Source organism: Winogradskya humida (assembly GCF_016862215.1).
In the GTDB taxonomy this organism is placed as follows: domain Bacteria; phylum Actinomycetota; class Actinomycetes; order Mycobacteriales; family Micromonosporaceae; genus Actinoplanes; species Actinoplanes humidus.
This window is the reverse complement of sequence record NZ_BOMN01000101.1, coordinates 57,989-82,262: the sequence shown is the minus strand read 5'-3', so window position 1 is coordinate 82,262 and position 24,274 is coordinate 57,989. Positions and strand designations below refer to the sequence as shown.

The following is a 24,274-nucleotide window of genomic DNA, read 5'->3' as shown; positions in this document are numbered from 1 at the left end:
TCTCGTCGAACATCACCGTGGTCGTGTGGAGCGGGGCGGCGCGGAACGTCGTGAGCTGGTTGGATCGGCGATCGTGCACCTACGATCCTCCTCGTTCGACGACAGTTCCGGCGCCCGGCCCGACAAGCCGGTGACGCCCGATCCCGTTCAGCCCCATCCGGAGGCATCGACGGCCCGCCGGTCCCGGAAGCGACTGCTTCTAGGCGGCGCGCTCGCAGCCGTAATCGCTGTGGGCGGCGCCGTGGCTGTAGTGGTGACGGGTCCGGCGCAGAGCGGGAAGGCGGAGGGTTTCACCAGGTACGTCGCGACGGGTGAGCCGTTCACACTGCCCGCCGGGCGGACGGCGATGAGCCCGGCCAACGATCCCTACTCGGGGCTGACCTCTTTCATCGTGAAGGACGTGCTCGACCGGCAGGCCCAGGCGCTGCTGCGGCACGACCTCACCGGGTGGCTCGCCACCGTCGATCCGGCCAAGCCGAAGGTCGTGGCGTACTACCGGGATCTCTACACGGCCATGCAGGCGCTGGACGTCACCGGCTTCGCCTACGAGAACACCGGGTCGATCGACATCACCAGCAAGAACGATCTGCGCTGGCAGTCCGACTATGGCATCACCTACTGCTTCAGCCGGCCCGAATGCGCCGGTGGGGACAGGGCCGGGCCGCTGGGCTCGCCGTCGATCACCCAGCATCTGAGCCTGCGCAAGGCAACTGGCGGATGGCTGATCGAGGGCGTCGGTAAGTCGAAGAAGCCCGGGCAGTACGAGCCGACGCCGTGGCAGAACGGCGGGATGGTGTTCGCGCGGGGCAAGCGGGTGACGATCGGGGCGACCCGGGGGCACGACAGGCGGATCAAGGAACTGGCCGCCATCGCGGACAAGGCAGCCGCGGTCACGGACCGGTACGCCGCGAAGCTGGGTAGTTCCCCGAACCGGTATCGGATCTACCTCGCCACCGACAAGGAGTGGAGTGCCTGGTTCACGTCGGGCGAGGAGGAGGGCTACCGGGGTCAGGCGTTCTCCATCAACGACATCCAGTCGGAGGTCGTGCTCAAGGCTTCGGCGCTGGGTGGCGCCGCTGACGCCCGGGCGGTGATCCAGCACGAGCTCGGTCACGTCGTCGCGTTCGACGGCACCGGGGTCGGGCAGGTCCCCGTCACGATGTACTACGACTGGCTGTCGGAGGGCTTCGCCGAATACGTCTCCTACGACGGGCGCCCGGCCACCTCCAGCGACCGCGCACCGGCCGTGCGTACCCTGGTGAAGAGCCGGAAGCCCTACCATTCCCTCGACGTCGGACGCCCGTCGGTGACGTCGAAACTGCCGACCATCAACCAGTTCTACGGCTGGGGCGCGTTCGCCGTCGACTGCATGGCGCAGAAGTACGGCAAGCCGGCGATGCTCGGCTTCATCAAGGACATGTACCGGACCCGGAGCATGACCCTCGACAGGGCCGCGCAGAAGAACTACGGCGTCCCGTTCGACGAGCTCAGCGACGGCTGCGTCAGCTGGATCACCAAGCGGTTCTGACCCTGGCCACAGCTCCCGCGGCGTGACGGCGGGAGCTGCGGACCGGGTGGGGTCAGCGTTTCCAGAACGGCTTGCGGGAGGACCCGTCGGAGCCGGAGCCGGAGCCGGAGCCGGAGCCGGAGCCGGAGCTGAACGCGGTGAGCGTTTCGTAGGCATCGGCCCAGGCGCCGGCCAGGTCGTCGATGGTGGACAGACGGCGGGTGAGGTCGCGCAGGGGTTCGAGCTCGGGGCCGGTCATGTTTTCCAGGAGGGCGGTCAGGCGGGTGGCGAGGTCGGCGAGGAGGTCGCGGCGTTCGAGGGCGGAGCGGTCGCGGGCCTCGTCGAGACGGGTGGCCTCCAGTTTCACGATGGCGGTGAGCTCGTCGAGGGTCAGGCCGGTGCTGGTGGGGGCAGCGGCCAGTTTCGCCATGCGGCCGGAAGCCGGGGTGCGGGCCGCGCGCATCATCGCGGAGGGCACGGCAGCGAAGGGTGCGGGGCCGCCGGGCGCACCGGGGGCACCGGCGGGGGCCGCCTGGGCGCGGACCGGGGCGAAGCTGGGGGCAGGGGGAGCCGCCGGAGCGCCCGAGAAGGACGGGGGCACGGGCGGGGCGGCGCCGGCGACGATGAAGGAGGCGTCGACCGATTCGTAGCGCTGCCAGCCCGACGGAGACTCGACGGGCTGGGTGACGCGGCGGGGTTTGCCGGTTTCGGCGACGATCTCGGTGTCGACGGCGACGAAGGCGGTGAAGCGGCACAGGACGCCGTAGCGCAGGGAGATCGCGACGATCTGCTCCTCCAGGGTCTGGTCGCCGGCGGCGTAGCGGTCCTCCAGGTCGCGCAGGCAGGTGCGGGCCCACTGGGCGGTCACCGCGGGTTCGTCGCGCTGGTCGACCGGGACGTCGACGGTGAACGGCTGGTCGTCGCGGGTGGTGCCGGTGACGGTGACGGTGGCCGGGGCGTCGCCCTGGTAGCGGCCGAAGAGCACGAGCGGGACGCCCGGGAAGATCGACTGGGGGCGGTCCTGCTCCACGCCGGTCACGGTGATGCCGGTGACCAGGGGTGCGCCGATGCGGCGGTGGATCTGCTCCATGGCCTCGTCGAGGCGGTCCTCGCTCTCGACCAGCTCGCAGCGGCCGGCGCCGATCGCGGCCAGGCGGCCGAGGAAGCCCGCGTTGACCGCGCGGTCGATGCCGACCGTGTGGATGCGGGTGGTGCCGACGAGCTTGGTGACCTCGGCGATGATCTGGTCCTCGTTGCCGACCTGGCCATCGGTGACCAGGACCAGCACCCGGTCGCGCTCCTTCACGTCGGACAGCAGCGCCAGGCCGTCGCGCAGCGGGGTGAGCAGCTCCGTGCCGCCGCGGGCGTCGGCGCGGGCGAGGTGCTCCACGGCGCGGAAGCGGTGCCGGTCGGTGGCGTCGGACAGGCCGGTGCCGAGGTCGTCGGGGTGGCTCACCTGGTGGTCGAACGTGAGCACGGCGAAGCGGTCGCCGGCGGTGAGCGTGTCGACCACGCGGGCGGCGGCGCGGCGGGCGGCGACCATCTTCCAGCCGCCCATGCTGCCCGAGCGGTCGAGCAGCAGCACGACGTCCTTGGGCCGGGCGGGTCCGTCGGCGACAACCGGCGGCGTCACCACGAGCTGATAGGTGCCGCCGGTCTCATCGGGGACGAACACCGCGCCGGAACCGTTTCCCTCGTAGGGCAGGCGCAGGACGAAGTCGCGGTCGGCGCGTTCCCCCTCGGCGATCTCGACGCGGCCGCCGGTGGTGGTGACGGTGTACAGGCTGGAGCGGACCTCGCCCAGCGGCAGGCCGGCGGTGTCGATGTCGACGCCGATGGACAGGCGCAGCGGGTTGGGGAAGCCGGGCAGCAGCACCGGGGGAGAGATGCGGGAGGCGTCGGGTACGGCGTCGGTGTCGCGGAGCTGACCGTCGCCGACCGGCTCGCCCGGCAGCGGCCTGCCCGGCACGTAGCGGGGCGCGACCACCAGCGGGAACCGGAACGTCGCGGCGTCGTCCTCCCACGGCAGCGGGCCGACGAGGGTGAGCTCGACGGTGACGCGCTCGCCGGGCTGGATGTTGCCGACGCGCATGGTGAAGACGTCGGGGCGTTCCTCCTCGGCGATGGAGGCGCGTTTGCCGGCCTCGATCGCCTGGTCGTACGTCTGCCGCGCCGCACCGCGCTCCTGCAGCTCGGCCTCGACCGTGCGGCCGTCCGCGGTCATGGTCATGCCGGTCACCGCGGCCCGGTCGGGGAGCGGGAACACATACGTCGCCTCGAGCGAGGTGTCGTACGCGTTGACGAACTCGGTGGTCACCGTGGTGCGGGCGACCAGGCCGCTGATCCTGGCCTGCACGTCGAGACGGTCGAGGGGCAGGTTGCCGCGCTCGGTGCGCAGCGCGCCGAGCCCCGCGTCGGGCAGGATCCGGATGCGGCCGAGCTCCGCCGGCTCCATCGGCGTGACGGAAATTGTCATGACGGGCTCCCATCTTCGGTGGTGATCAGCAGGCCCCGGTCGTGCAGCAGGGCCAGCAGGGGTGCGGCCGCGGCGGTCACCGCGTCCAGGTCGCCGGCGGAGAGACGTACGGGAAGGACCAGAACGGCTCCGCCTCCTAGAGTGATGCCACTGACTTCGGTCGATGCGGCCGGGCGGCGCGGGCCGGGGGACGGCGCCGCAGGCAGGGACGGTGCGGCGGCCCAGAAGCGCGCCGGTGCCGGAGAGGATTCCCCCGAAAGAGGCGCGACAACCGGAAGTTGAGCGACGGCTGCCAGCTCCGCCTCGCTCGCGCCGGTCAGCTCGGCCTGGATGGCGGCCAGGGAGTGTCCCTGCGCCTGCCGCCGCTTGACCGCCACGATCTGCGCGAGGTGCCGCGGGCCGTAGAGCGCGCTGCGCCCGCGCATCCCCGAGGGCCGGTCCACCAGGCCGGTTGTCGTGTACCACCGGATGGCCCGCCGGTCGGGGACGTCGCGGACCCGGCCGTTGGGCGCACCGGCGTATTCGGCCGCCAGCGCCTGGCGTACCCGATCCACCAACTCGTCCATCGTCCACATGCCGACCATACTGACACTGTCATCATGACACTGTCAACGTCGCGCTCACCGAGGAGTCGCGGACATCCAGGAGACGTCAGCGCAGAAAGACAGTTAAGACTGGACAGTTTGAACTGAAGGTTTTACGCTCAGCACCATGACCTCCGCATCCGCCGCTCAAGCAGCCCGTGACGTCCGGGTCGTGGTCGGCCGTCTGCGCCGCCGGCTCAAAGAGGTCGCCGGCCTGGACGACCTGACCCCCTCACAGACCTCGGTGCTGAGCCGGCTCAGCAAGGACGGCGCCGCCTCGGCCAGCGATCTCGCGGCCGCCGAGCGCGTACGCCCCCAGTCGATCGCCGCGACCCTCGCCGTGCTGGCCGAACGCGCCATGATCGAGCGCCGACCCGACCCGCACGACGGCCGCCGCCAGCTGATCTCCCTGACCACGCACGGCCGCGAGCTGATCGAGGGCAGCCGGCAGGCGCGGGAGGAATGGCTGGCGAAGGCGCTGGACGAGCGCTGCACCGAGCAGGAACGTCAGACGATCATCGCCGCGCTCGCCCTGCTGGAGAAGGTGAGCGAGCAGTGACCACGATGACCACCGCGCCCGCGGCGTTCGACCGGCGGCTGATCCCGCCGATGCTCCTGGGCACCGTCCTCAACCCGGTCAACTCGTCGATGATCGCCGTCGCGCTGATCCCGATCGGTCTCGCGCTCGGGGCGTCCCCGGCGCAGACGGCCTGGCTGGTGTCGGGCCTCTACCTCGCGACCGCCGTGGGGCAGCCGGTGGTCGGCAAGCTCGTCGACACGTACGGTCCGCGCAAGCTCTATCTGGGCGGTGCCGTGCTGCTGGGTCTCGGCGGCCTGGCCGGTGCGCTCGCCCCGGACCTGTGGGTCCTGGTGATCGCGCGGGTCCTGATCGGATTCGGTACGTGCGCCGGCTACCCCGCCGCGATGTACCTGGTCCGCCGCGAGGCCGAGCGCACCGGCGCGAAGAGCCCGGCCGGCGTGCTGACCGCGCTGGCCGTGGGCGCGCAGACCGTCGCCGTGGTGGGGCCGACCGTGGGCGGGCTGCTCATCGGGCTCGGCGGCTGGCGCACGATCTTCGCGATCAACGTCCCCATGGCGCTGCTGTGCCTGGTCCTCGGCATCTGGCGGCTGCCGCGCACGGTGGCTCCGCGGGAACGGCCGCGTTTCGACGTGATCGGCATCGGACTGTTCGCCGTGTCGCTGACGGCGCTGCTGTTCTTCCTGATGGAGCCGCACGTGGTCACGCTGTGGCTGCTGGCGCTGACCGTCGCCGGGGGAGCGGGCTTCGCGCTGCGCGAACTGCGTACCCAGGAACCGTTCTTGGATCTCCGGGTCCTCGGCGGGAACGGGCCGCTGCTGACGACGTACGGGCGCAACCTGCTGGCGTACGCCGTCTCCTATGCCTTCATCTACGGGTATACGCAGTGGCTGGAGGCGGGCCGCGGCCTCAGCGCCTCGCATGCCGGCCTGATCCTGCTGCCCTCGTTCCTGATGGCCATCGTGGTCTCCACGATCACTGGCCGGCACCGCGGCGTGCGCGCCAAACTCCTCGTCGGCGCGGCCGCCCAGATCGTCGCGTGCGCGCTGCTGCTCGTCGTGGATCAGGGCACCCCGCTGATCGCCCTGATCGGTCTCGGTCTGGTGGTCGGCATCCCGCAGGGCCTCAACAACCTGGCCAACCAGAACGCCGTGTTCCATCAGGCGCAGGCCGACCGGATGGGGCAGAGCGCCGGGCTGCTGCGCACGTTCACCTACCTCGGCGCGATCCTCGCCTCCGCCGCGAACGGCGCCTTCCTCGGCGCGGACGCCGGCACCGCCGGCCTGCACCACCTGGCGATCTTCATGCTCGGCGCGGCGACGCTCATGCTCGTCGTGATCATCCCCGACCGGTCCCTGAAACTGGTCAACGCAGAGAAGTAAGGATCCGCATGCCCGTCACGACCCTCGACCCGAAGACCGCCCTGGTCGTCATCGATCTGCAGAAAGGCATCGTCGGCGCGACCGGCGCGCCCTACCCGACCGCCGAGGTGACCGCGCGCTCGGCCGAGCTCGCCGGCGCCTTCCGCGCCGCGGGCCTGCCTGTGGTGCTGGTGCGCGTGAGCTTCGCCCCGGACGGCGCGGACGCGGCACCCGGCCGCACGGACATCCCGAGCACCCGGGGCGCCACGCCGCCGCAGGGCTGGGACCGGATCGTCGACGACCTGGCCGGGCACCCTGAGGACATCCTGGTCACCAAGCGCAACTGGGGCGCGTTCCACGGCACCGATCTCGACCTGCAACTGCGCCGCCGCGGCGTCACCCAGATCGTCCTCACCGGCATCGCCACGAGCATCGGCGTCGAGTCGACCGCCCGCGCCGCCTACGAGCACGGCTACCACGTCACGCTGGCCACGGACGCGATGACCGACCGGAGCGCCGACGCCCACACCCACAGCGTGGAGCGGATCTTTCCCCGCCTCGGCGAGACCGGCACCACCGCCGAGATCCTGCGCAAGATCACGGCTACGGTGGCGGCATGACACCAGAACACCAGACCCTCCTCGACTCCGTCCCCGCCGGCGCGGGCGCGCGGATCGAGGAGGAGACCGTCGGCTACCGGCACGGCGACGTCACCCTCGAGGGCTACGTCGCGCACGACGCCGCGATCAGCGAACGCCGCCCCGGCATCCTTGTCGTGCACGACTGGACGGGACTGCGGGATTATCCGAAGGTCCGGGCGCAGATGCTGGCCCGGCTCGGTTACGTGGCGTTCGCCGTCGACGTCTACGGCATCGGCATCCGCCCCACGGAGCACGAGCAGGCGCAGGCCGAGGCGATGAAGTACTACGGCGACCTGCCGCTGATGCGCGAGCGGGTCCGGGCCGGCTACGAGCAGCTCGCCGCGGACCCGCGCGTCGACCCCGAGCGGATCGCGATCATCGGCTACTGCTTCGGCGGGTCCGCGGCGCTGGAGTTCGCGCGCACGGGGGCGGCGCTGCGCGGTGCGGCCTCGTTCCACGGCGCGCTCAGCACCCACGACGCGAGCGACCCGGGTGACATCAAGGCGCCGCTGCTGATCCTGACCGGAGCCGCGGACCCGGTCGTCCCCGACGATGCGCTCGTCGCCTACGAGAACGAACTGCGGGCGGCCGGCGCCGACTTCGAGATCATCAGCTACTCCGGGGCGCCGCACGCGTTCACGCTGCCGGGCATCGACGCGTACCGGCCCAAGGCCGACGCCCGGAGCTGGCAGCGGCTCACCGGCTTCCTCGACGAGGTTTTCGCCTGATCGATCCCTAACTGCCGCCGGGCTGGATCACGCCGTTCGCCTGCAGGACGTAGGGCGCGTACTGCTTCAGCTTTCCGGTCGGCTCGTCGTAGGACACAACAGCGACCACTTTTTCGTACGCCCGGAGCGCACTCACCTGCGTCACCGGCACCTGCCGCGCGCGCGGCCCGTCGTCGTCCAGCCCGATCAGCCGTACGCTCCACGCGTGCACCGCGTCCGGCACGATCTGCGTCGGCGAGCGGAACGCCGCGAGGCTGGTGCCGTCGCTGATCGTCACGCTGCCCAGTGAGATGTCGTCGAGGTACCAGCCGCCCTCGTCGACCGCGCCGTCGCTGACATAGCGGAAACCGAGCAGGATCTTCTTCCCGGCGTACGCGGACAGGTCGTAGGTGTGCGGCTGGAGCCCGTCCGTGCTGCCCGTGACGCCGGGACCGAGCGGCCCGTCGACCGTGTGATCGCCGGCGACCGCGGTGTAGGACTTCCCGCCGTCCGTGGACACGGTGACGTACCCGTAGTCGTAGCCGTTCTCGGCGCCGTAGGCCTCCTGCAGTGTCAGCGCCGGGTCGTCCTTGGGCACCCGCACGGCGACCACCGCGGTGGCGTCGATGGTGTTACCGCGCCCTGAGAAGAGCGCGCCGTCGCGGACCGTCCACGTGAGCGGCAGAGCGGGCAGCGTCCTCGCCCCCGTGAACCGCGCCGACGTCACCTCGGCACCGGTGAGGTAATGCCCGTCCGCGTCGCGCAGCCGCACGTAGTCGGCACCGTTCGGCGCCGCGCCGGCCCAGTCGTAGGAGGCGGGGTTCGCGAGGTTGACCGTGGCGCGCAGACTCGGCGCCGTCACCCTCGCCAGGGGTACGCCCACCATGACGCCGTCATCGCCGACCGTCTTGTCGACCAGGCTCATCGTCTGGAAATCGTGCAGGACGCCGTAGAGGCGTACCGCATCACCCAGCGCCGCCTGCACCCCCGCCAGCCCCTGATGCGCCCCGTCGCGGTGCAGCCGCGACAGCGCCTCCGCCCCGAACCGGTCCCGCAGATACAGCATGAACTGGTACGCGTTCCCGTAGTCCGCGAGCACCTCCGCCGGCGACCCCTCGTCCCACAGCGTGAGGGAATTCTGGGCACCCCCGCACTCCCGGGGATTGGCGTTGTACTTCGTCTCCACCACCGCGAACCCCTGGAAACAGGTCAGATGCGTGTCCGCGCCCGGGTGGTAGATCGTGGCACTCGCGTCCACATAGCCGACCAGCGTCTGCGCATAGTCGGACAACCCCTCGTTGACCCAGGTCACCTCGTCCGGATCGGTGTACTGCTGCAACAGGTGCTGCCACTCGTGCGCGAACGTCCCCTCGTACATCCGGGGCCGCGCGGGCCGGCTCGTGCACACGTCCCCGGTCGGCTCATCGGGCGGGGTGGCGCCGGTGCGATGCTTCCAGTCGTACGCGTCGATCGTCATCACATTGCGGTCGACCAGCTCGTTGATCTGCGGTGAGAAGAAGCCCGCGATATAGGTCGGCGCCTTGGGGAACGTGTAGAAATTGTCGTCGCGCACATTGTCGACGAGCGTCACCGTCTTCTCCCCGTCCCCGGTGAAGTCCCCGGTGATCAGCGGATCGGTGCCGTCCCGCCCGGGCGGCGTGCTGAACGCACTCGTCTCCCGCGGCCAGATCGTGGTGTCGAACTCGTGCACCAGCGCACCCACCTGGGCGTCGGTCACATCGGTGGAATCGCGCGGCCGGCAGTCACGCTCCGGGAACCGCAGATCGTTCGCGACCCAGACCTCGATGTGCTCCCCGACCGCCCGCAGGGTGAAATCCTTGCGGTAATAGTTGCCGTTCGCATCGTCCAGACCGAGCCACTGCCGGACGGCACCGACTTCGACGTTCGCCCGTCCTTTTCTGACGGTACGCCCGAAGCCCAGCCCCGCCGTCGAATAGGTTCTCCGCACCGGCTCCCGGGTGTCGTCCACCAAGCCGCCTGCGTGTTCCGGCACAGCGGCTTGCTCTGGTGCGGCCGGGGCTTGCCGGGAGGCGGCGGAGGCTTGCAGGGGCAGCGGCGTCAGCAGCAGGGAAGCGGCTGCGGCGGCGGCGAGGCAGGGGCGGACGTATGCGCGCACCCGCAGGACGCTACAGGGACTTAACACCCATAACTTCTTATTCCGGACAACCCTCGCCTGTTAGAGCTACTCGAACAGGGAGTGATCCCCGCCGTCCCGAGCCCGCGCCCGCCGCCGCAACTGAACGACAACGACGTCTGCAACAGCCACCACCGCCCACGCGGCGAGCAACCACCCGGGCACGGTCCACCCGGCCCGGAACAACAGCACCGACAACACGCCGCAGACGACAAACCCGAAAGCGGCAAGAACCAGCCGGAGGTTGAGCGCACTGTAAGGCTCTCCCACCGTCCCCCGCCGCCCACGCGGCTGCGCTCCGATCGGCATCCCTCAACCCTAGCGCCCCCGCCGCGCCCAACGCCGATGAGCCGCCCCGCATGATCGCGGGGCGGCTCGATCTCATGGTTCAGCCGATCGTGACGTCGAAGAGCTTGTCGGCGGCGAGCTTGCGGAAGGCGGCGAGGTTGGCCGGCGTGCTGTCGATGCTGATGTCGCGGTCGCCCTGGTCGTCGTGCTTGGTGTCGAAGTAGACGATGGCCTTGATCTGCTTGCGCCTGGCGAGCTCGGGCAGGACGCTGCGGAAGGCGGCGGTCTTGTCGGCGGTCATGCCGACGCGGTGGTAGACGCCCCACTCGGCGACCATGAGGGGCTTGGACGCGTGCTTGGTGGCGGCCCAGTCGTAGAAGCCCTGGCCACCCTTGGGGGCGCGGTCGAGCAGGTCACCGAAGAGGCCGGCGTGGTAGGCGCCCTGCTCGGCGCTGACGTACGAGTCCAGGCCGATCCAGTCGACGACGTCGTCGCCCGGGTAGAGGTCGTTCCACCAGGACTTCGCCATCCACTTCTCGTTGCCCATGTACGCGAGGACGTTGATCGCGTTGGTGACGCCCTGGGCGCGCAGCCGCAGGATCGTGTGGCGGTACATCGCCGCGAAGTCCTTGGCCTGCATGCCCGCGCCGGTCTCGGCCACGTCGTTCTCGGGCTCGTGGTTGAGGACGAGGAAGAACTTCTCGGGGAACGAGGACTTGATCCGGGCGGCGAACCGGTCGATGCGCGCGTCCTGCTCACCCTTGGCGACCCTGGCCCAGTCGGAGCCGTACGCGATCTTCCAGTTGATCAGCAGCACCCGGGGGTGGGCGGTGTCGCGGGCCATGGCCATCTCGGCCCGGGTCGGGAAAGGCTCATCACCCTTGTGGTACGTGTGGAAGATGCTCGCCGTGCGACCGCTGAGCTTCTCCCAGTCCTGCAGCGCGGCATCGCGCGGGGCCGTCGTGAAACCACCGGCGGCGGCACCCCAGAGCACCCCGCAGGAGGGTACGAGCAGAGCGCCCGTCGTGCACTGTCCCGCTGACGACGAGGGAGGCGGCATGTCCTCGTCCTCGATCGCCGGCGGGATGGTCTCGGCCGGCAGGGCCGCCGTCTTCGTGCTGATGCGCAGCGCCGGTCCGGTGCTGCTCTCCGCGCTGCGGAACCGGGTCACCACGTCCTTGGCGCCCGACTGCAGCGCGAACGAGTAGACACCCGGGCCGGTCACGACCTTGCCGAGGTCGAAGCTCACGTCGGCGGCCTTCGTGACGGTCGCCGACGCCACGACAGCACCCAGCGCGGGGGCGTTCGCCGCGGTCAGTGTCTTCTCGGACCAGCGTGTGCCGGCGACCCGGTTCAGCGTGTACTTGCCGGCGGCGCTGCCGTCCACGGCCAGCTTCAGCACAGCGCCGGTGACCTTGGTGCCGGCGGGAACCACGAAACGCAGGAAGCCGACCTTCCTGTCGCTGCCCAGGCGTCCGACGGCCAGCTTTACGTCGGCGCCGAAGACGGTGTTCTTACGGCTGCTCGACACGTACGTGTCGTCGGTGGCGGCGAGGGTGATGCCGGTCTTGTCCGCGGCTGGGGTCGCGGCGTGAGCCGCCGGTCCGAACGCGCCCGCGCCGGCCGTGATCGCGATCAGGGCGGTCATCGACTTCTTCAGCATCTGTTTTCTCCCCCGCGTCTGCCCGGCGTCTCGGCCGGGCGGGCTTTTGCCCGGCGTTCCGGCCGGGCAAGGCGCCCGGCGTTCCGGCCGGGCATGCGGTGAAGATTCCGGGACGGGGGGAGCGCGGGCCGGTTCTGCGAGGGTGCGCGGAGGTTGCGGATGAGCCTTTCGGCGGGACTTGAGGATTTCCCGGCCGCGGATATCGGGCACCTGGGCAGTTCCGGTCATATGCTTCGCAGGCCCTGATCAACTCCAGGAGGCTCCGTGGAACCCCTCTCGCCCGTCGTCGACGCCGCCCTCGCCGCCATGCCGGTCATCGACGGGCACAACGACCTCCCCATGGCGCTGCGCGCGAAGGCGGGCTACCGGGTCGCCGGGCTCGCCGCGAACCGCCCGGAGTTCCACACGGACATCGCCCGCCTGCGCCAGGGACGGGTCGGCGGCCAGTTCTGGTCGGTCTACGTCCCGTCGGACCTCACCGAACCCGAGGCCGTCGCCGCCACCATGGAACAGGTCGACGCCGTCTACCGCCTGGTCCGGGCCTACCCCCGTGACCTGGCCATCGCGTTCACCGCGGACGACGTCACCGCGGCGATCGCCTCGGGCCGCATCGCCTCGCTGATCGGCATCGAAGGCGGCCACAGCCTGGCCTCGTCCCTGGGCGTGCTGCGCGCCTTCGCCCGCCTCGGCGTGCGCTACGTGACGCTGACCCACAACCACAACACGCCCTGGGCCGACTCCGCCACCGACGAACCCGCGGCCGGCGGCCTCAGCGACGAGGGCCGCGCCGTGGTCGCGGAGATGCAACGGATCGGCGTCCTCGTCGACCTCTCCCACGTCGCCGCCACCACTATGCACGCCGCCCTGGACGTGGCCACCGCCCCGATCATCTTCAGCCACTCCTCCGCCCGGGCCCTCTGCGACCACCGCCGCAACGTCCCGGACGACGTCCTGTCCCGGCTCCCCGGCAACGGCGGCGTCTGCATGGCCACCTTCGTCCCGCCCTTCGTCTCCTCCGAGGTCAAGGCCTGGGCCGCGGCGGCCGACGAGGAATGGGCCCGCCTGGACCTCCCCGCCCCCTACGAATGGCCCCGGGCTCCCCGCCCCGGCGAGGACCTCGTCGCCGACCCGCCCGGCAAGGGCATCTGGGGTGACGACGTGCCACCCGCCTTCGCCCCCTGGCTCACGGCCAACCCCCGCCCCACCGCCACCATCGCCCAGGTCGCGGATCACATCGACCACATTCGTGAGGTCGCGGGCCCCGGCCACGTGGGACTCGGCGGCGACTACGACGGCTGCGACCTTCTTCCCGAGGGCCTCGAGGACGTCTCGGGCTATCCCCGGCTGCTCCTCGAGCTCTCCTCCCGCGGCTGGACCCCCCAGGACCTGGCCAAACTCACCGGCGGCAACATCCTGCGCGTCCTGCGGGAATCCGAGAACCACGCCGCCGAACCCATGTGGCCCACCGCCCTCTGATGCCGGACCGCCCTCTGATGCCGGCGCTAGGCCAGGCCCGCGTCGTGGACGAGGAGGGCGACCTGGACGCGGTTGTTCAGGCTGAGCTTGACGAGGAGCCGGGAGACGTGGGCCTTGACCGTGGCCACGCTCATGAAGAGCTCCTGGGAGATCTCCGCGTTCGACCTGCCCTGCCCGATGGCGAGCGCGACGTCCCGCTCGCGCTCGCTCAGGGAGCCGAGCATGGTGAGTGCCTGACGACGACCGGGATTCTGGCCGGGGCCGGCGACGTGGGCGATCAGCTGCCGGGTGACCGTGGGGGAGAGCATCGCCTCGCCGCCCGCCACCTTGCGGACCGCGTCCAGGATCGCCGCGGGTGGCGTGTCCTTGAGCAGGAATCCGCTGGCCCCCGCCCGCAACGCCCGCAACACGAACTCATCGGCGTCGAACGTCGTCAGCACGATCACCTCGGGTGATCCCGCCAGCCCCCGCAGTATCTCGGTGGCCGCCAGCCCGTCCACGCGCGGCATGCGGATGTCCATGAGCACCACATCCGGCCGGTGAGCGGCGATCGCCCCGGGAACCTCCGACCCGTCCGCCGCCTCGCCCACCACCTCGAGGTCACCGGCCCCCGACAGGATCATGGAGAGCCCGGCCCGGACGAGCGCGTCGTCGTCGACGATCAGCACCCGGATCGGCTCCGATCCCGGGGCTCGCGCCGTCCCCCGCTCCCGCACGGTCATGCGGGCGGCCACGGGAGCCAGGCTTCCAGGACGAAGTCGCCCTGGGTGTCGTGACCGTGGGCGATGGTCCCGCCCGCGAGGGTGGCCCGCTCGGCCAGGCCGATCAGACCGGTGCCCGTTCCGGGGATCGTCATGACGGGCCGTGCGACCGGCGCCGGGTTGCGGATGCCTATGGTGAGCCCCGCACCCGCCGCACCGCCGACCGCGACCTTCACCGCGGTGCCGGGGGCGTGCTTGCGGGCGTTCGTCAGGCCCTCCTGAATGATCCTGTACGCCGTGCGCCCCGTGCCGACCGGCATCTGCTGGTCCTCGTCGACCGCCACGTCGAGGCGCACCTTCACGCCGGCCGCCCGGGACTCCGCCGCGAGGGCGGGCAGTTCGCGCAGCGTGGGCTGGGGCCGCTCCGGGGCGGAGTCGTCCGTCGACTCGCGCAGCACCCCGATCACCTCGCGAAGGTCCTGCAGGGCCAGGTGGGCACTGGCCCGGATCACGCCGGCCGCCCCGGCGATCTCGGCCGGGGGCGCATCGGGCCGGAACTCGAGTGCCCCGGCGTGCAGGCTGAGCAGGGAGATGCGGTGGGCGAGCACGTCATGCATCTCGCGGGCGATGCGGGTGCGTTCGAGGGCACGGGCCTGCGCCACCCGCAGCCGCTGCTCGGACTCGGCGCGCTCGGCGCGGTCGCGCAGCGAGACCACCAGCTGGCGGCGGGCGCGCACGGTCATCCCCCAGAGCTGCACGATGATGATGAACACGATTCCCCACACGAGCGACTCCACGAACGTGCCGCCCTGCTCGGGGCGCACCACGCAGAACACCGCGTTGGTGACGAACCCCGCCGCGCCGACCCAGAGGGCCGTCACGAACGTCCGGTGCACCGCCACCGTGAACAGGGAGATGAGGATGGCGACCGCGGCGGTGACCGACACCAGGCTGAGGACCAGCATCAGGACGGCGAACGCCACCGGCCACCGGCGCCGCCACCAGAGCGCGACCGAGCACAGCACCCCGAGGAACAGGTCGGTCCAGATCAGCCACGTGGGCGTTCCCGCCCACTGGCCGATCATGGACGGCTCGGCACTGAAGAGGTCACCCGTGCAGAGCAGCGCCCAGACCAGGCTCAGCAGGAAGCAGGTGGCGTCGACGAACCAGTCGCGCATGGAGCGCGGGCCGCCCTGGCCGACCGGCTGGTCGCGCAGGGCAGCCGGGAGTAAAAAGCTGTATTCGGACGGCCCTGATCCGGACGGCCCTGCCGCCGGGTGTACCGCCAGTTCTCCCATGCCCGTCATGGTAGGTCGGGCGGGATCGGCACCGATACCGACCAAAGTCGCGGATTGCCGTAACCTCGGTCTGCCGGACCCGTAGACCAAGGTAGGCGCCGGGAAAGACTGATGGCCGTCGCGGGCAACCGGCCGGTCCCGGCAGGCTCGGCGCATGATTTCGGTTGACCACCTGAGTAAACGGTACGGGGCCCACCCGGCCGTGAACGACGTGTCGTTCACCTGCGAACCCGGCACGGTGACCGGCTTCCTGGGTCCCAACGGGGCCGGCAAGTCCACCACCATGCGGATGATCTGCGGGCTGACCGCGCCCACCTCCGGCACGGCGACCATCGACGGCCGCCCCTACCAGCGCCTGGCCAACCCCGGGCGGCGCATCGGTGTGCTGCTCGACGCGTCCGCGCAGCACGCCGGACGGACCGGGCGGGAGATCCTGACCCTCGCCGCGATGACCCAGGGCCTGGACCGCCGCCGGGTCGGCGAGAGCCTGGAACGCGTCGGGCTCAACAACACCGCCGCCAAACGGCGGGTCAAGGCCTACTCGCTCGGCATGCGCCAGCGGCTCGGCCTGGCATACGCGCTGCTCGGCGATCCCGGCATCCTGATCCTCGACGAGCCCGCCAACGGCCTCGACCCGGAGGGGATCTTCTGGATGCGGGGTCTGCTGCGCGACTTCGCGGACCGGGGCGGCACGGTGCTGCTCTCGTCCCATCTGCTCCGCGAGGTGGAGGCGGTCGCGGACCGGCTGGTGGTGATCGGCGGCGGCCGGGTGGTCGCCCAGGGCGACAAGGACGAACTGCTGGCAGCCTCGGGCACGGTCGTCAGGGCGCTCGACACGGCGGCACTCGACGCGGTGCTCTCCCGCGCGGGACTGACCGCTGTGACGTCGGCCGACGGGAGCGTTGTCGTGCAGGCCGATGCGGAGACCATCGGGCGGGCCGCCGCTCAGGCCGCGCTCGTGCTCCTCGAGCTGCGGCCGGCCGGCAGCGGCGGGCTCGAGCAGATGTTCCTGACCCTGACCGCCGGTGATTCGGTGAAGGAGGCAGTCCGATGACCGCCGTGCAGAGTCCGCAGACCGTTCCGGCCGGTGTCGCGAGCCCCGAGCCGGGCGAGCGCGCGGGGAGGATCTCGATGGTGACACTCACCCGCGTGGAGCTGCGCAAGCTGGCGGATACGCGTTCCGGGTTCTGGATGCTGGTGGTGATCGGCCTGGCCGGGGCCGCCACCGCCGCGATCATGCTCCTGGCGGCGCCGGGAGAGGAACAGGCGTTCCAGCCGCTGCTGGCGTTCGCGCTGCTGCCGGCGAGTGTGCTGCTCCCGGTGCTCGGCATCCTGTCGATGACCAGCGAGTGGTCGCAGCGCACGGCGCTGACGACGTTCACCCTGGTGCCCGAGCGGGGCCGGGTGATCCTGGCGAAACTGCTGGCCTGCGTCCTCATCGCCGTCGCCGCCACGGTGGCAGCGGCCGCGCTGAGTGCCGCGGCGAACCTGATCGCGATCGGCATCGGCGGGGACGGCAGCTGGCACCTCACCGCCGACCAGGCCGGGCGGCTCCTGCTCAACCAGGTCATCTTCGTCCTGATGGGCTCGGCGTTCGGTGCGCTGCTGATGAATTCCCCGCTGGCGATCGTGCTCTTCTTCGCGATCCCGACCGCCTGGACGGTGCTCTCGTCGCTGGTGAAGTGGCTGGCGACGGCAGCGGAGTGGATCGACATCAACATGACCTCGACGCCGCTGAGCGAGCCGGACATGGGCGCCGGTGAGTGGGGGAGACTCGCGGTGTCGGCAGCGGTCTGGATTCTCCTGCCGCTGGTAGCGGGAACGGTCCGGGTCCTGCGCCGCGAGGTGAACTGACCGTCCCATTACGGAGAGGGGTTGGCCGGCGACTTTGCGAGGTCTCCGGCGAATCCTCTCAGATGACCCGCTGCCTGCCCGATCTCGTCTGACAAGGCGTGCCGCACGGCACCGTGATCCGGCGTGGGGAGGGCGTGCGATGACCGGCATCCTGCGCCGGAATTCCTGCACCGTGGCCGTCGCGCTCCTGGTGGCCGGGTTCGCGGCCGTCATGCTGCTGGCCCCGGGCGGCGAGGTGGCCACCGAGGCGGTCTCCAACGTCGCGTCGCTGCTGATGACGGTTGCCGCGGGCAGCGCCTGTTTCGTGCGCGCTGCCCGGCGGCGGGGACGCACCAGGGTGGCCTGGGCGGGGATCGGGCTGGGGTGTGTCTCGTACGCGTTCGGCGAGACGGTCTGGACGTGGGTGCAGACCGTCGAACGCCAGGTGGTGGCCTCCCCGGGCCTGGCCGACGTGGGCTACCTCGGCATGGTCCCGCTGATCACGCTGGGACTGTTGTTCATCCCGGTGACCCGTCAGTCACTGGCCAACCGGGTCCGCAGCGTGGTCGACGGGCTCATGATCGCCAGCTCGCTGTTGCTGATCAGCTGGATCGCGGTGCTGCACCCGCTGATCGAGACCGGCGCCGACTCGGCGCTCGCGCTGAGTGTGCTGCTCGCGTACCCGATCGGTGATGTCGTCCTGATCACCGTCGTGCTGTACATGCTCGCCCAGCTGCGCCGCGAGGGGCAGGACTACGGGCCGCTCATGCTGATCGGCGCGGCCATGGTGGTCGTGGGCGTGGCCGACAGTGTGTACGCATACCTCGCCCTGCACAGCGCGTACGCCTCCGGGGGCTGGCTCGACACGGGCTGGTTCCTCTGCTTCGGGCTGGTCCTGCTGGCCGCCCGCCGTCCCGAGCCGGCCCCGGGGCGCCGTCCGCAGCGGCGCACGAGCCCGGTCCGGGAGTTCGCCGGGCAGCCGTTCGCGGTGCTGGTGCCGTATGTCGCCGTGGTCACCGCGCTGGTCTGCAGCGTCGTGTTCTACGCCCTCACCGGGCACGTCGACGCGTTCTACTCCGGCTCCCGGTCGGTGCTGATCCTGCTGATCGTCGCCCGTCAGCTGCTCACCCTGCTGGAGAACAGGCAGCTCACGGGGGACCTGGAGCGCAGGGTCGGCGCCCGCACGCAGGAGTTGCGCGCCAGCGAGCTGCGGTTCCGGGCCCTGGTGCAGCAGAGCTCCGACTCGGTGGCGATCATCGAGACGGACTCGACCATCCGGTATCAGAGCGAGTCGGTCGAGAAGATCTTCGGGTGGCCCGCGGAGATGCTGATCGGCCGCCGGCTGGTCGACATCGTGGAGACGGACGGGCTGCCGCAGTTGCGGGCCGCGCTCGTGGACGCGCTCGGTGCGCCGGGACAGGCGATGGTCTTCGAGCTTCCCGTCCAGCACGCCGACGGCCGGATCCGGCTGGCGGAGATGACCATGACCAACCTGCTGGACGATCCGGGCGTACGCGGGCTCGTGCTGAACACGCGCGACGTGCACGACGCGAAGGAGCTGCAGGATCGCCTGGTGCACGAGGCGTATCACGACAGCCTGACCGGGCTGGCGAGCCGGGCGCTGTTCACCGAGCGGGTCACGGAAGCGGTCGCGGGCGGTACGCGTACCCGTGAAGTGGCGATCCTGGTTATTGATCTCGATGGTTTCAAGGAGATCAACGACAGCCTGGGTCACGCCGTCGGCGACCAGCTGCTGATCCAGGTGGCGGGGCGGCTGCTGAAGGCCGTCCGGGAGTGCGACACGGTGGCGCGCTTCGGCGGGGACGAGTTCGGTGTGGTCGTGGAGTCGTCGCCGACCGCGCGGCGGGACGCCGAGATCGTGGCCGAGCGGATCGTCGCCGCCCTGCAGGAGCCGTTCCTGGTCGGCGAGCGGGAACTGCGCACGTCGGCGAGCATCGGGCTGGCCTGCGCGGAGGACGCCGCCGACCTCGACTCGCTGATCCGCAACGCGGACCTGGCTATGTACCGCGCCAAGTCGGCCGGCGGGGACTGCCTCGCCGCCTACGACCCGGCGATGCTGGCCGGGCTCGTCGAGCGTCTCGAGCTGGAGGCGGATCTGCGCGTGGCGCTCACCCGCGACGAGCTGGTCCTGCACTACCAGCCGACCGTCGACCTGCGGACGTTCGAGATCGTGGGGTTCGAGGCCCTGGTCCGCTGGCAGCACCCGGTGCGCGGCATGGTGTCGCCGCTCGACTTCATCGGCATCGCCGAGGCGACCGGCCTGATCGTGCCGCTGGGCCGGTGGGTGCTCACCGAGGCCTGCCGCCAGGCGGTCGCGTGGGGCGCGGCGGGGGACCGCCCGCTGAAGATGGCGGTCAACGTGTCGGTCCGCCAGTTCGAGCACGGAGACCTGTCGGCGATGGTCGCCGAGGTGCTCGCCGAGACGGGCATGCCGGCCGAGCGGCTGTGCCTGGAGATGACCGAGAGCGTCCTGCTCACCGACACCGACGAGAATCTCACCCAGCTGCACCGGCTCAAGGCGCTGGGGGTCACCCTCGCCATGGACGATTTCGGTACGGGCTACTCGTCACTGGCCTACCTGCGCCGCTACCCGATGGACATCCTGAAGATCGACCGCTCGTTCGTGGACCGCCTCGGCGGGGACCGCGAGGACGAGGCGCTGGTCCGCACGATCGTCCGGCTGGGCCGCAGCCTCGGCATGACCACGGTCGCCGAGGGCATCGAGGACGCCGTGCAGCTGGGCGTGCTCTGCGATCTCCAGGTCGACCTGGCGCAGGGTTTCTACCTGTCCCGCCCACTGCCGGCCGCCGAGGCGGGACGCGTCCTCGACGAGGGCCTGACCAAGCTCGCACTAGCCTCCTAGGACGCTCTAGGGAGGGTGTGGGCGAGCGCCAGCTGCAGGTGGAGCCGGGCGTCGGGGTCGTCGAGCAGGCCGCCGAGGACCTGCCTGATCTTGCGTAGCCGGTAACGGACGGTCTGCGGGTGGGCGTGCAGCGCCTCCGCGGTCGCCAGCACCTGCCCCTGCGCCCGGAGCCAGGCGTGCAGGGTTTCCCGCTCCGGTGCGCGTAACGAGGAGAGCGGGGCCAGCCACGTGGCCGCGTACCGATCCATCAGGCCCGGCTCCCAGCCGGTGACCAGGTCGAAGAGATGGTCGTCGCAGCGCTGCAGCCCGGCGCCCGGCAGGATCCGCAGCGCGCGCCGCGACAGCCGGTACGACTCCCGCGTCGCGGCCAGCGGCACGGCCGGGCCGAGAGTGGCATGCCGGCGCAGCAGAACCGCACCGAGATGGGTGAGCCGCCCGGGGGTCTCCGGCGCCGGGACGATCATGACGGTGGCGTCGTCGATGACCGTGGCGACGGTGCCGTGGCCCGCCGTGCGGCTGAGGTTGGCGCCGTCCGTGCCCTCGGCGCTGATCACGGCTGCCGTCGCGGGCAGAGGCCAGCGCGCGGCGTCCGCGGCGGCCTGCAGGACGGTGGCGCCGGGCGGGTCGGGCTGGACGAGCAGGGTGATGAGCCTGCGCCGGGTGGTGTCCCAGTCGCGCCCGTGGCTCTCCTGTTCGTCGAGGTATCCCTGGGCCGCGGCGCCGGCGAGCGTGTCGACGAAGCCGAAGAGGGTGGACGCCAGCCCGTACAGCAACCGGGGCGGCAGGTCGAGGGTGGTCAGGTAGTCCCACAGGTCGCGGGCGCCGACGGTCAGGATCGCGCGCAGGGCGTCGACGCGGTGGCCCTCGCGGAACTCGGTGCGGCCGAGCCGGGTGAAGACCGCGCGGGCGGGCCCGAGGTTGTGGGCCGGGTCGGCGACGAGGTGGGCGAACGCGTCGGCGGCGGTCTCCACGCCGAGGGTGAGGCCGCGGCCCTGGCCGCCGGTCAGTGACCTGCCCTGCGCGCTCATCTGCGTGCGGATGGTCCGCAGGAGTCGTTCGCTGATCGTCGCGCTGTCAAACACTTGTCACCTCGGTGATAAACACGCGCTGCTTTTGTGTGCCGGGGGAGCATCATATTGGCACCCCGGTGCCTAGTTTGGGGGGATGGACGCAGATGTGATCGTGGTGGGTGGCGGGCTGGCCGGACTGGTCGCCACCGCCGAGCTGGCCGACGCGGGCAAAAAGGTGCTGCTGCTCGATCAGGAGCCCCCGCAGAGCCTCGGTGGTCAGGCGTTCTGGTCGTTCGGCGGGCTCTTCCTCGTCGACTCGCCCGAGCAGCGGCGCATGGGCGTCAAGGACTCGCACGATCTGGCGTGGCAGGACTGGCTCGGCAGCGCCGCGTTCGACCGCCCCGAGGACGAATGGCCGCGGCGCTGGGCTGAGGCGTACGTCGATTTCGCGGCCGGGGAGAAACGGTCCTGGCTGCACGCGATGGGCCTGCGCTTCTTCCCGGTGGTGGGCTGGGCGGAGCGTGGCGGTGCCGCTGCCGACGGTCACGGCAATTCGGTGCCGCGCTTCCACATCACCTGGGGGACCGGCCCGGGGGTGGTCGCGCCCTTCGAGCGACGGGTACGCGCGGCGGCGGAGAAGGGCCTGGTCACGTTCGCGTTCCGGCACCGGGTCGACGAGCTCGTCACCTCGGCCGGGGCGGTGACCGGGGTGCGCGGGAAGGTCCTGGAAGCCAGCGACGTGCCCCGTGGTGTGTCCAGCTCGCGGGTGGAGGCCGAGGATTTCGAGTACGCCGCCCACGCGGTCATCGTCACCTCGGGTGGCATCGGCGGCGACCCGGAGCTGGTCCGCAAGGCCTGGCCGGCCCGGCTCGGCACCCCGCCGAAGCGGATGGTGGCGGGCGTCCCCGCGCACGTCGACGGCCGGATGCTGGGCATCACCGAGGCGGCCGGCGGCCGGATCATCAACCCGGACCGGATGTGGCACTACACCGAGGGCCTGCGCAACTGGGACCCGATCTGGCCGGACCACGGCATCCGCATCCTGCCGGGCCCGTCGTCGCTGTGGCTCGACGCGACCGGCAAACGGCTGCCGGCCCCGTTCTTCCCGGGCTTCGACACGCTGGGCACGCTGAAGCACCTGATGGGCACCGGCCACGACTACAGCTGGTTCGTGCTCACCCAGAAGATCATCGAGAAGGAGTTCGCGCTCTCGGGCTCCGAGCAGAACCCCGACCTGACCGGCAAGAGCGTGCGCGACGTGCTCAAGCGGATCCGGCCGGGGGCCACCCCGCCGGTGGAGGCCTTCAAACAGCACGGCGAGGACTTCATCCTCGCCGACACCCTGCCAGACCTGGTCGAAGGCATGAACAAGCTGGCGGCCTCGTCGGGTGGTCCCGCTCTCGACCTCGATGCGGTACGCAGGATCGTCGAGTCCCGTGACCGCGAAATCACCAACCCGTACTCCAAGGACGCCCAGATCACCGCCATCAACGGCGCCCGTCGCTACCGCGGCGACAAACTCGTCCGGGTAGCCACCCCGCACCGCCTGCTGGACCCCGCAGCCGGCCCCCTGATCGCCGTCCGCCTCAACATCCTCACCCGCAAAACCCTCGGCGGCCTCCAGACCGACCTCGACGCCCGCGTCCTGCGCCCCGACGGCACCCCCCTGCCCGGCGTGTACGCAGCCGGCGAAGCAGCGGGTTTCGGCGGCGGCGGCATGCACGGCTACAACTCCCTCGAAGGCACCTTCCTCGGCGGCTGCATCTTCTCCGGCCGCACCGCCGGCCGAGCCGCAGCAGCCGCCGTGAGCTGACCGCCGCTATGCTCCCGGTCGATGAAATCGCGTCTGCTGTGGACCCTGGGGATCGTCGTCGTGCTCGCTTCCGGCGTGGCGACGGTCGTCTTGTGGCCCTCTGAGAACACCCCGGCGCCGGCTGCGGCGGCGCCCTCGACCGTCGTGGTCCCGGCGTCCCTGCCGAGACCGACCGCGGGGGCGCCGACCTCCGCGCACCAGGAGTGGGTGACGCAGGAGGCCGCTGCGGCGTTGCGTGACCAGACCGCGGGACTGCTCGCCGGGGACTTCGACCGTTTCGCCACCCACGCGCAGCCCGGTAACAAGACCCTGAGGGCCGAGCTGCAGCGCCGCTTCCGGACCCTTCGAGCGCTGCGGGTGACCCGCTTCGACCAGCGCGTCGACGGCCAGCCGTTCGCGATCGCCGGCAAGCCCGGGTCCTGGCGGGTCGTCCACCTCGCCGACATCTGCCTCGTGGAGAAGGACTGCACCGTCGACGAGGCCGTGCTCGACTCCGAGTGGAAGGAGACCGCGACGGGCGTCGAGCTCGTCGCGCTCAAGGTTCACGACCGCGATTCGTACTGCTTCGACTGTTCCACCCAGCCCACCCTCTTCACCCGCCCGTGGGAGACGACGGAGCTGGTCGCCCAGGTCGGCAAGCGCACCCTGGTGGCGGTTCCGCTGCAGTACCGGGGGCGGCTCGCGGACCTGTCCCGCCGGGCTGAGGCCGCCGCCGCGCTCGCTGACCGCTACAAGGTCGGTTCCGGCACGGTCGACCGCTACCGGGTGTTCGTCTCCGACGCCCGCTCGGAGCGGCTCTGGTACTGCGGCTACCCGGGCAGCTGGGTGGCGGGCACCGCCTACCCGACGGCCCGCGACCGGATCGAGGTCGAGATCCACGCCGACCAGCTGACCTCGAGCTTCACGGACGTCCTGCTGCGCCACGAGCTGGCCCACGTGTCCACGCTGCGCTCCAACGACTACTACGGCAGGCGCGACGTGTGGTGGCTGGTCGAGGGCATGGCTGATTACGTCGACCAGCAGGCAGCCGGGGCGTCGGACCGCGACAACAAGGCGGCCCTGCACCGCTTCCTCAGCCGGCACGAACTCACCACGGTCGTGGTCACCCCACCCGCCCGCGACGCGACGACCAGCGACGCCAGCGGGCGCTACGCGGTCGGCTACTACGCGCTGAACTGCCTTTTCCAGCGTTACGGCAAGGAGCCGACGCTCGCGTTCTTCCAGGGAGCGATCCAGAACGGCACGGGCATGGACGGCGCTTCCCGCTCGGCGTTCGGCAAGCCGTGGCCGGAGGTGGACAAGAAATGCACCGCCCAGGTCCGCAACGCCTGACTCTCCC

The 24,274-nt window shown here is 71.1% G+C and carries 19 protein-coding genes; 11 read left to right on the top strand and 8 right to left on the bottom strand.

Annotated elements, in window-relative coordinates; all coding sequences use genetic code 11:
- Positions 1-241: 241 nt before the first annotated feature.
- Positions 242-1,528, top strand: coding sequence for a hypothetical protein (locus Ahu01nite_RS35370; protein ID WP_203841070.1), 1,287 nt, complete (start codon positions 242-244; stop codon positions 1,526-1,528).
- A gap of 52 nt (positions 1,529-1,580) precedes the next feature.
- Here Ahu01nite_RS35370 and Ahu01nite_RS35365 read toward each other — a convergent pair whose 3' ends face one another.
- Positions 1,581-3,983 (bottom strand): VIT domain-containing protein, encoded by a 2,403-nt coding sequence (locus Ahu01nite_RS35365; protein ID WP_203841069.1) that lies wholly within the window; start codon positions 3,981-3,983, stop codon positions 1,581-1,583.
- The gene (locus tag Ahu01nite_RS35360; RefSeq protein WP_239159379.1) at positions 3,980-4,567 is read right to left on the bottom strand and encodes a MerR family transcriptional regulator; all 588 of its coding nucleotides are present in this window, start codon (positions 4,565-4,567) and stop codon (positions 3,980-3,982) included. Before Ahu01nite_RS35360 ends, Ahu01nite_RS35365 begins: the two co-directional genes overlap by 4 nt.
- A 127-nt stretch (positions 4,568-4,694) precedes the next feature.
- On the opposite strand from Ahu01nite_RS35360, the gene Ahu01nite_RS35355 reads away from it, so the two are divergent.
- From Ahu01nite_RS35355 to Ahu01nite_RS35340, 4 genes are read left to right on the top strand one after another with little or no spacing between them, the layout of a single operon-like run.
- Positions 4,695-5,126 (top strand): MarR family winged helix-turn-helix transcriptional regulator, encoded by a 432-nt coding sequence (locus Ahu01nite_RS35355; protein WP_203841068.1) that lies wholly within the window; start codon positions 4,695-4,697, stop codon positions 5,124-5,126.
- 5 nt (positions 5,127-5,131) lie between these two features.
- Positions 5,132-6,487 carry an MFS transporter gene (locus Ahu01nite_RS35350; protein ID WP_203841108.1) on the top strand — a complete coding sequence of 452 codons (1,356 nt, stop codon included), beginning with the start codon at positions 5,132-5,134 and terminating at the stop codon, positions 6,485-6,487.
- 8 nt (positions 6,488-6,495) lie between these two features.
- Complete coding sequence (locus Ahu01nite_RS35345; RefSeq protein WP_203841067.1) at positions 6,496-7,086, top strand: hydrolase; 591 nt, start codon at positions 6,496-6,498, stop codon at positions 7,084-7,086.
- Positions 7,083-7,835, top strand: a complete 753-nt coding sequence (locus Ahu01nite_RS35340; protein WP_203841066.1) for a dienelactone hydrolase family protein — start codon at positions 7,083-7,085, stop codon at positions 7,833-7,835. Before Ahu01nite_RS35345 ends, Ahu01nite_RS35340 begins: the two co-directional genes overlap by 4 nt.
- A gap of 7 nt (positions 7,836-7,842) precedes the next feature.
- Here Ahu01nite_RS35340 and Ahu01nite_RS35335 read toward each other — a convergent pair whose 3' ends face one another.
- From Ahu01nite_RS35335 to Ahu01nite_RS35325, 3 genes are all read right to left on the bottom strand, one after another.
- On the bottom strand, positions 7,843-9,951 hold the full coding sequence (locus Ahu01nite_RS35335) for a M6 family metallopeptidase (RefSeq protein WP_239159378.1): 2,109 nt from the start codon (positions 9,949-9,951) through the stop codon (positions 7,843-7,845).
- Between the two features lie 66 nt (positions 9,952-10,017).
- Positions 10,018-10,278 carry a hypothetical protein gene (locus Ahu01nite_RS35330; protein WP_203841065.1) on the bottom strand — a complete coding sequence of 87 codons (261 nt, stop codon included), beginning with the start codon at positions 10,276-10,278 and terminating at the stop codon, positions 10,018-10,020.
- Between the two features lie 79 nt (positions 10,279-10,357).
- Positions 10,358-11,920 (bottom strand): CBM96 family carbohydrate-binding protein, encoded by a 1,563-nt coding sequence (locus tag Ahu01nite_RS35325; RefSeq protein WP_203841064.1) that lies wholly within the window; start codon positions 11,918-11,920, stop codon positions 10,358-10,360.
- A gap of 264 nt (positions 11,921-12,184) precedes the next feature.
- On the opposite strand from Ahu01nite_RS35325, the gene Ahu01nite_RS35320 reads away from it, so the two are divergent.
- Positions 12,185-13,396, top strand: coding sequence for a dipeptidase (locus Ahu01nite_RS35320; RefSeq protein WP_239159377.1), 1,212 nt, complete (start codon positions 12,185-12,187; stop codon positions 13,394-13,396).
- A 26-nt stretch (positions 13,397-13,422) separates the two neighbouring features.
- On the opposite strand, the gene Ahu01nite_RS35315 is transcribed toward Ahu01nite_RS35320, so the two are convergent.
- Both Ahu01nite_RS35315 and Ahu01nite_RS35310 read right to left on the bottom strand, forming a co-directional pair.
- Positions 13,423-14,118 carry a response regulator gene (locus tag Ahu01nite_RS35315; RefSeq protein WP_203841105.1) on the bottom strand — a complete coding sequence of 232 codons (696 nt, stop codon included), beginning with the start codon at positions 14,116-14,118 and terminating at the stop codon, positions 13,423-13,425.
- Complete coding sequence (locus tag Ahu01nite_RS35310; RefSeq protein WP_203841063.1) at positions 14,115-15,395, bottom strand: sensor histidine kinase; 1,281 nt, start codon at positions 15,393-15,395, stop codon at positions 14,115-14,117. The genes Ahu01nite_RS35315 and Ahu01nite_RS35310 overlap by 4 nt, the downstream gene beginning before the upstream one ends.
- Before the next feature lie 154 nt (positions 15,396-15,549).
- Between Ahu01nite_RS35310 and Ahu01nite_RS35305 the strand changes: the two genes are divergently transcribed.
- The 3 genes from Ahu01nite_RS35305 to Ahu01nite_RS35295 all read left to right on the top strand — a co-directional run bounded on the left by Ahu01nite_RS35305 (position 15,550) and on the right by Ahu01nite_RS35295 (position 20,112).
- Complete coding sequence (locus tag Ahu01nite_RS35305) at positions 15,550-16,449, top strand: ATP-binding cassette domain-containing protein (RefSeq protein ID WP_203841062.1); 900 nt, start codon at positions 15,550-15,552, stop codon at positions 16,447-16,449.
- Complete coding sequence (locus Ahu01nite_RS35300) at positions 16,446-17,249, top strand: ABC transporter permease (RefSeq protein ID WP_438874853.1); 804 nt, start codon at positions 16,446-16,448, stop codon at positions 17,247-17,249. Before Ahu01nite_RS35305 ends, Ahu01nite_RS35300 begins: the two co-directional genes overlap by 4 nt.
- Positions 17,250-17,388: 139 nt before the next feature.
- The gene (locus Ahu01nite_RS35295; protein WP_203841061.1) at positions 17,389-20,112 is read left to right on the top strand and encodes a putative bifunctional diguanylate cyclase/phosphodiesterase; all 2,724 of its coding nucleotides are present in this window, start codon (positions 17,389-17,391) and stop codon (positions 20,110-20,112) included.
- On the opposite strand, the gene Ahu01nite_RS35290 is transcribed toward Ahu01nite_RS35295, so the two are convergent.
- Complete coding sequence (locus Ahu01nite_RS35290; protein WP_203841060.1) at positions 20,109-21,194, bottom strand: PucR family transcriptional regulator; 1,086 nt, start codon at positions 21,192-21,194, stop codon at positions 20,109-20,111. The genes Ahu01nite_RS35295 and Ahu01nite_RS35290 overlap by 4 nt on opposite strands.
- A gap of 82 nt (positions 21,195-21,276) precedes the next feature.
- Between Ahu01nite_RS35290 and Ahu01nite_RS35285 the strand changes: the two genes are divergently transcribed.
- Complete coding sequence (locus Ahu01nite_RS35285; protein WP_203841059.1) at positions 21,277-22,935, top strand: FAD-binding dehydrogenase; 1,659 nt, start codon at positions 21,277-21,279, stop codon at positions 22,933-22,935.
- Positions 22,936-22,956: 21 nt separating this feature from the next.
- Positions 22,957-24,267, top strand: coding sequence for a peptidase MA family metallohydrolase (locus Ahu01nite_RS35280; RefSeq protein ID WP_203841058.1), 1,311 nt, complete (start codon positions 22,957-22,959; stop codon positions 24,265-24,267).
- Positions 24,268-24,274 lie beyond the last annotated feature (7 nt).

Excerpts from the sequence above, each read along its gene's own strand:
- Ahu01nite_RS35345 (WP_203841067.1), top strand. The coding sequence starts at position 6,496 with ATGCCCGTCACGACCCTCGACCCGAAGACCGCCCTGGTCGTCATCGAT.
- Ahu01nite_RS35295 (WP_203841061.1), top strand. The coding sequence starts at position 17,389 with ATGACCGGCATCCTGCGCCGGAATTCCTGCACCGTGGCCGTCGCGCTC.
- Ahu01nite_RS35340 (WP_203841066.1), top strand. The coding sequence starts at position 7,083 with ATGACACCAGAACACCAGACCCTCCTCGACTCCGTCCCCGCCGGCGCG.
- Ahu01nite_RS35300 (WP_438874853.1), top strand. The coding sequence starts at position 16,446 with ATGACCGCCGTGCAGAGTCCGCAGACCGTTCCGGCCGGTGTCGCGAGC.
- Ahu01nite_RS35305 (WP_203841062.1), top strand. The coding sequence starts at position 15,550 with ATGATTTCGGTTGACCACCTGAGTAAACGGTACGGGGCCCACCCGGCC.
- Ahu01nite_RS35350 (WP_203841108.1), top strand. The coding sequence starts at position 5,132 with ATGACCACCGCGCCCGCGGCGTTCGACCGGCGGCTGATCCCGCCGATG.
- Ahu01nite_RS35315 (WP_203841105.1), bottom strand. The coding sequence starts at position 14,118 with ATGACCGTGCGGGAGCGGGGGACGGCGCGAGCCCCGGGATCGGAGCCG.
- Ahu01nite_RS35365 (WP_203841069.1), bottom strand. The coding sequence starts at position 3,983 with ATGACAATTTCCGTCACGCCGATGGAGCCGGCGGAGCTCGGCCGCATC.
- Ahu01nite_RS35310 (WP_203841063.1), bottom strand. The coding sequence starts at position 15,395 with ATGGGAGAACTGGCGGTACACCCGGCGGCAGGGCCGTCCGGATCAGGG.
- Ahu01nite_RS35280 (WP_203841058.1), top strand. The coding sequence starts at position 22,957 with ATGAAATCGCGTCTGCTGTGGACCCTGGGGATCGTCGTCGTGCTCGCT.
- Ahu01nite_RS35360 (WP_239159379.1), bottom strand. The coding sequence starts at position 4,567 with ATGGTCGGCATGTGGACGATGGACGAGTTGGTGGATCGGGTACGCCAG.
- Ahu01nite_RS35325 (WP_203841064.1), bottom strand. The coding sequence starts at position 11,920 with ATGCTGAAGAAGTCGATGACCGCCCTGATCGCGATCACGGCCGGCGCG.
- Ahu01nite_RS35355 (WP_203841068.1), top strand. The coding sequence starts at position 4,695 with ATGACCTCCGCATCCGCCGCTCAAGCAGCCCGTGACGTCCGGGTCGTG.
- Ahu01nite_RS35285 (WP_203841059.1), top strand. The coding sequence starts at position 21,277 with ATGGACGCAGATGTGATCGTGGTGGGTGGCGGGCTGGCCGGACTGGTC.
- Ahu01nite_RS35330 (WP_203841065.1), bottom strand. The coding sequence starts at position 10,278 with ATGCCGATCGGAGCGCAGCCGCGTGGGCGGCGGGGGACGGTGGGAGAG.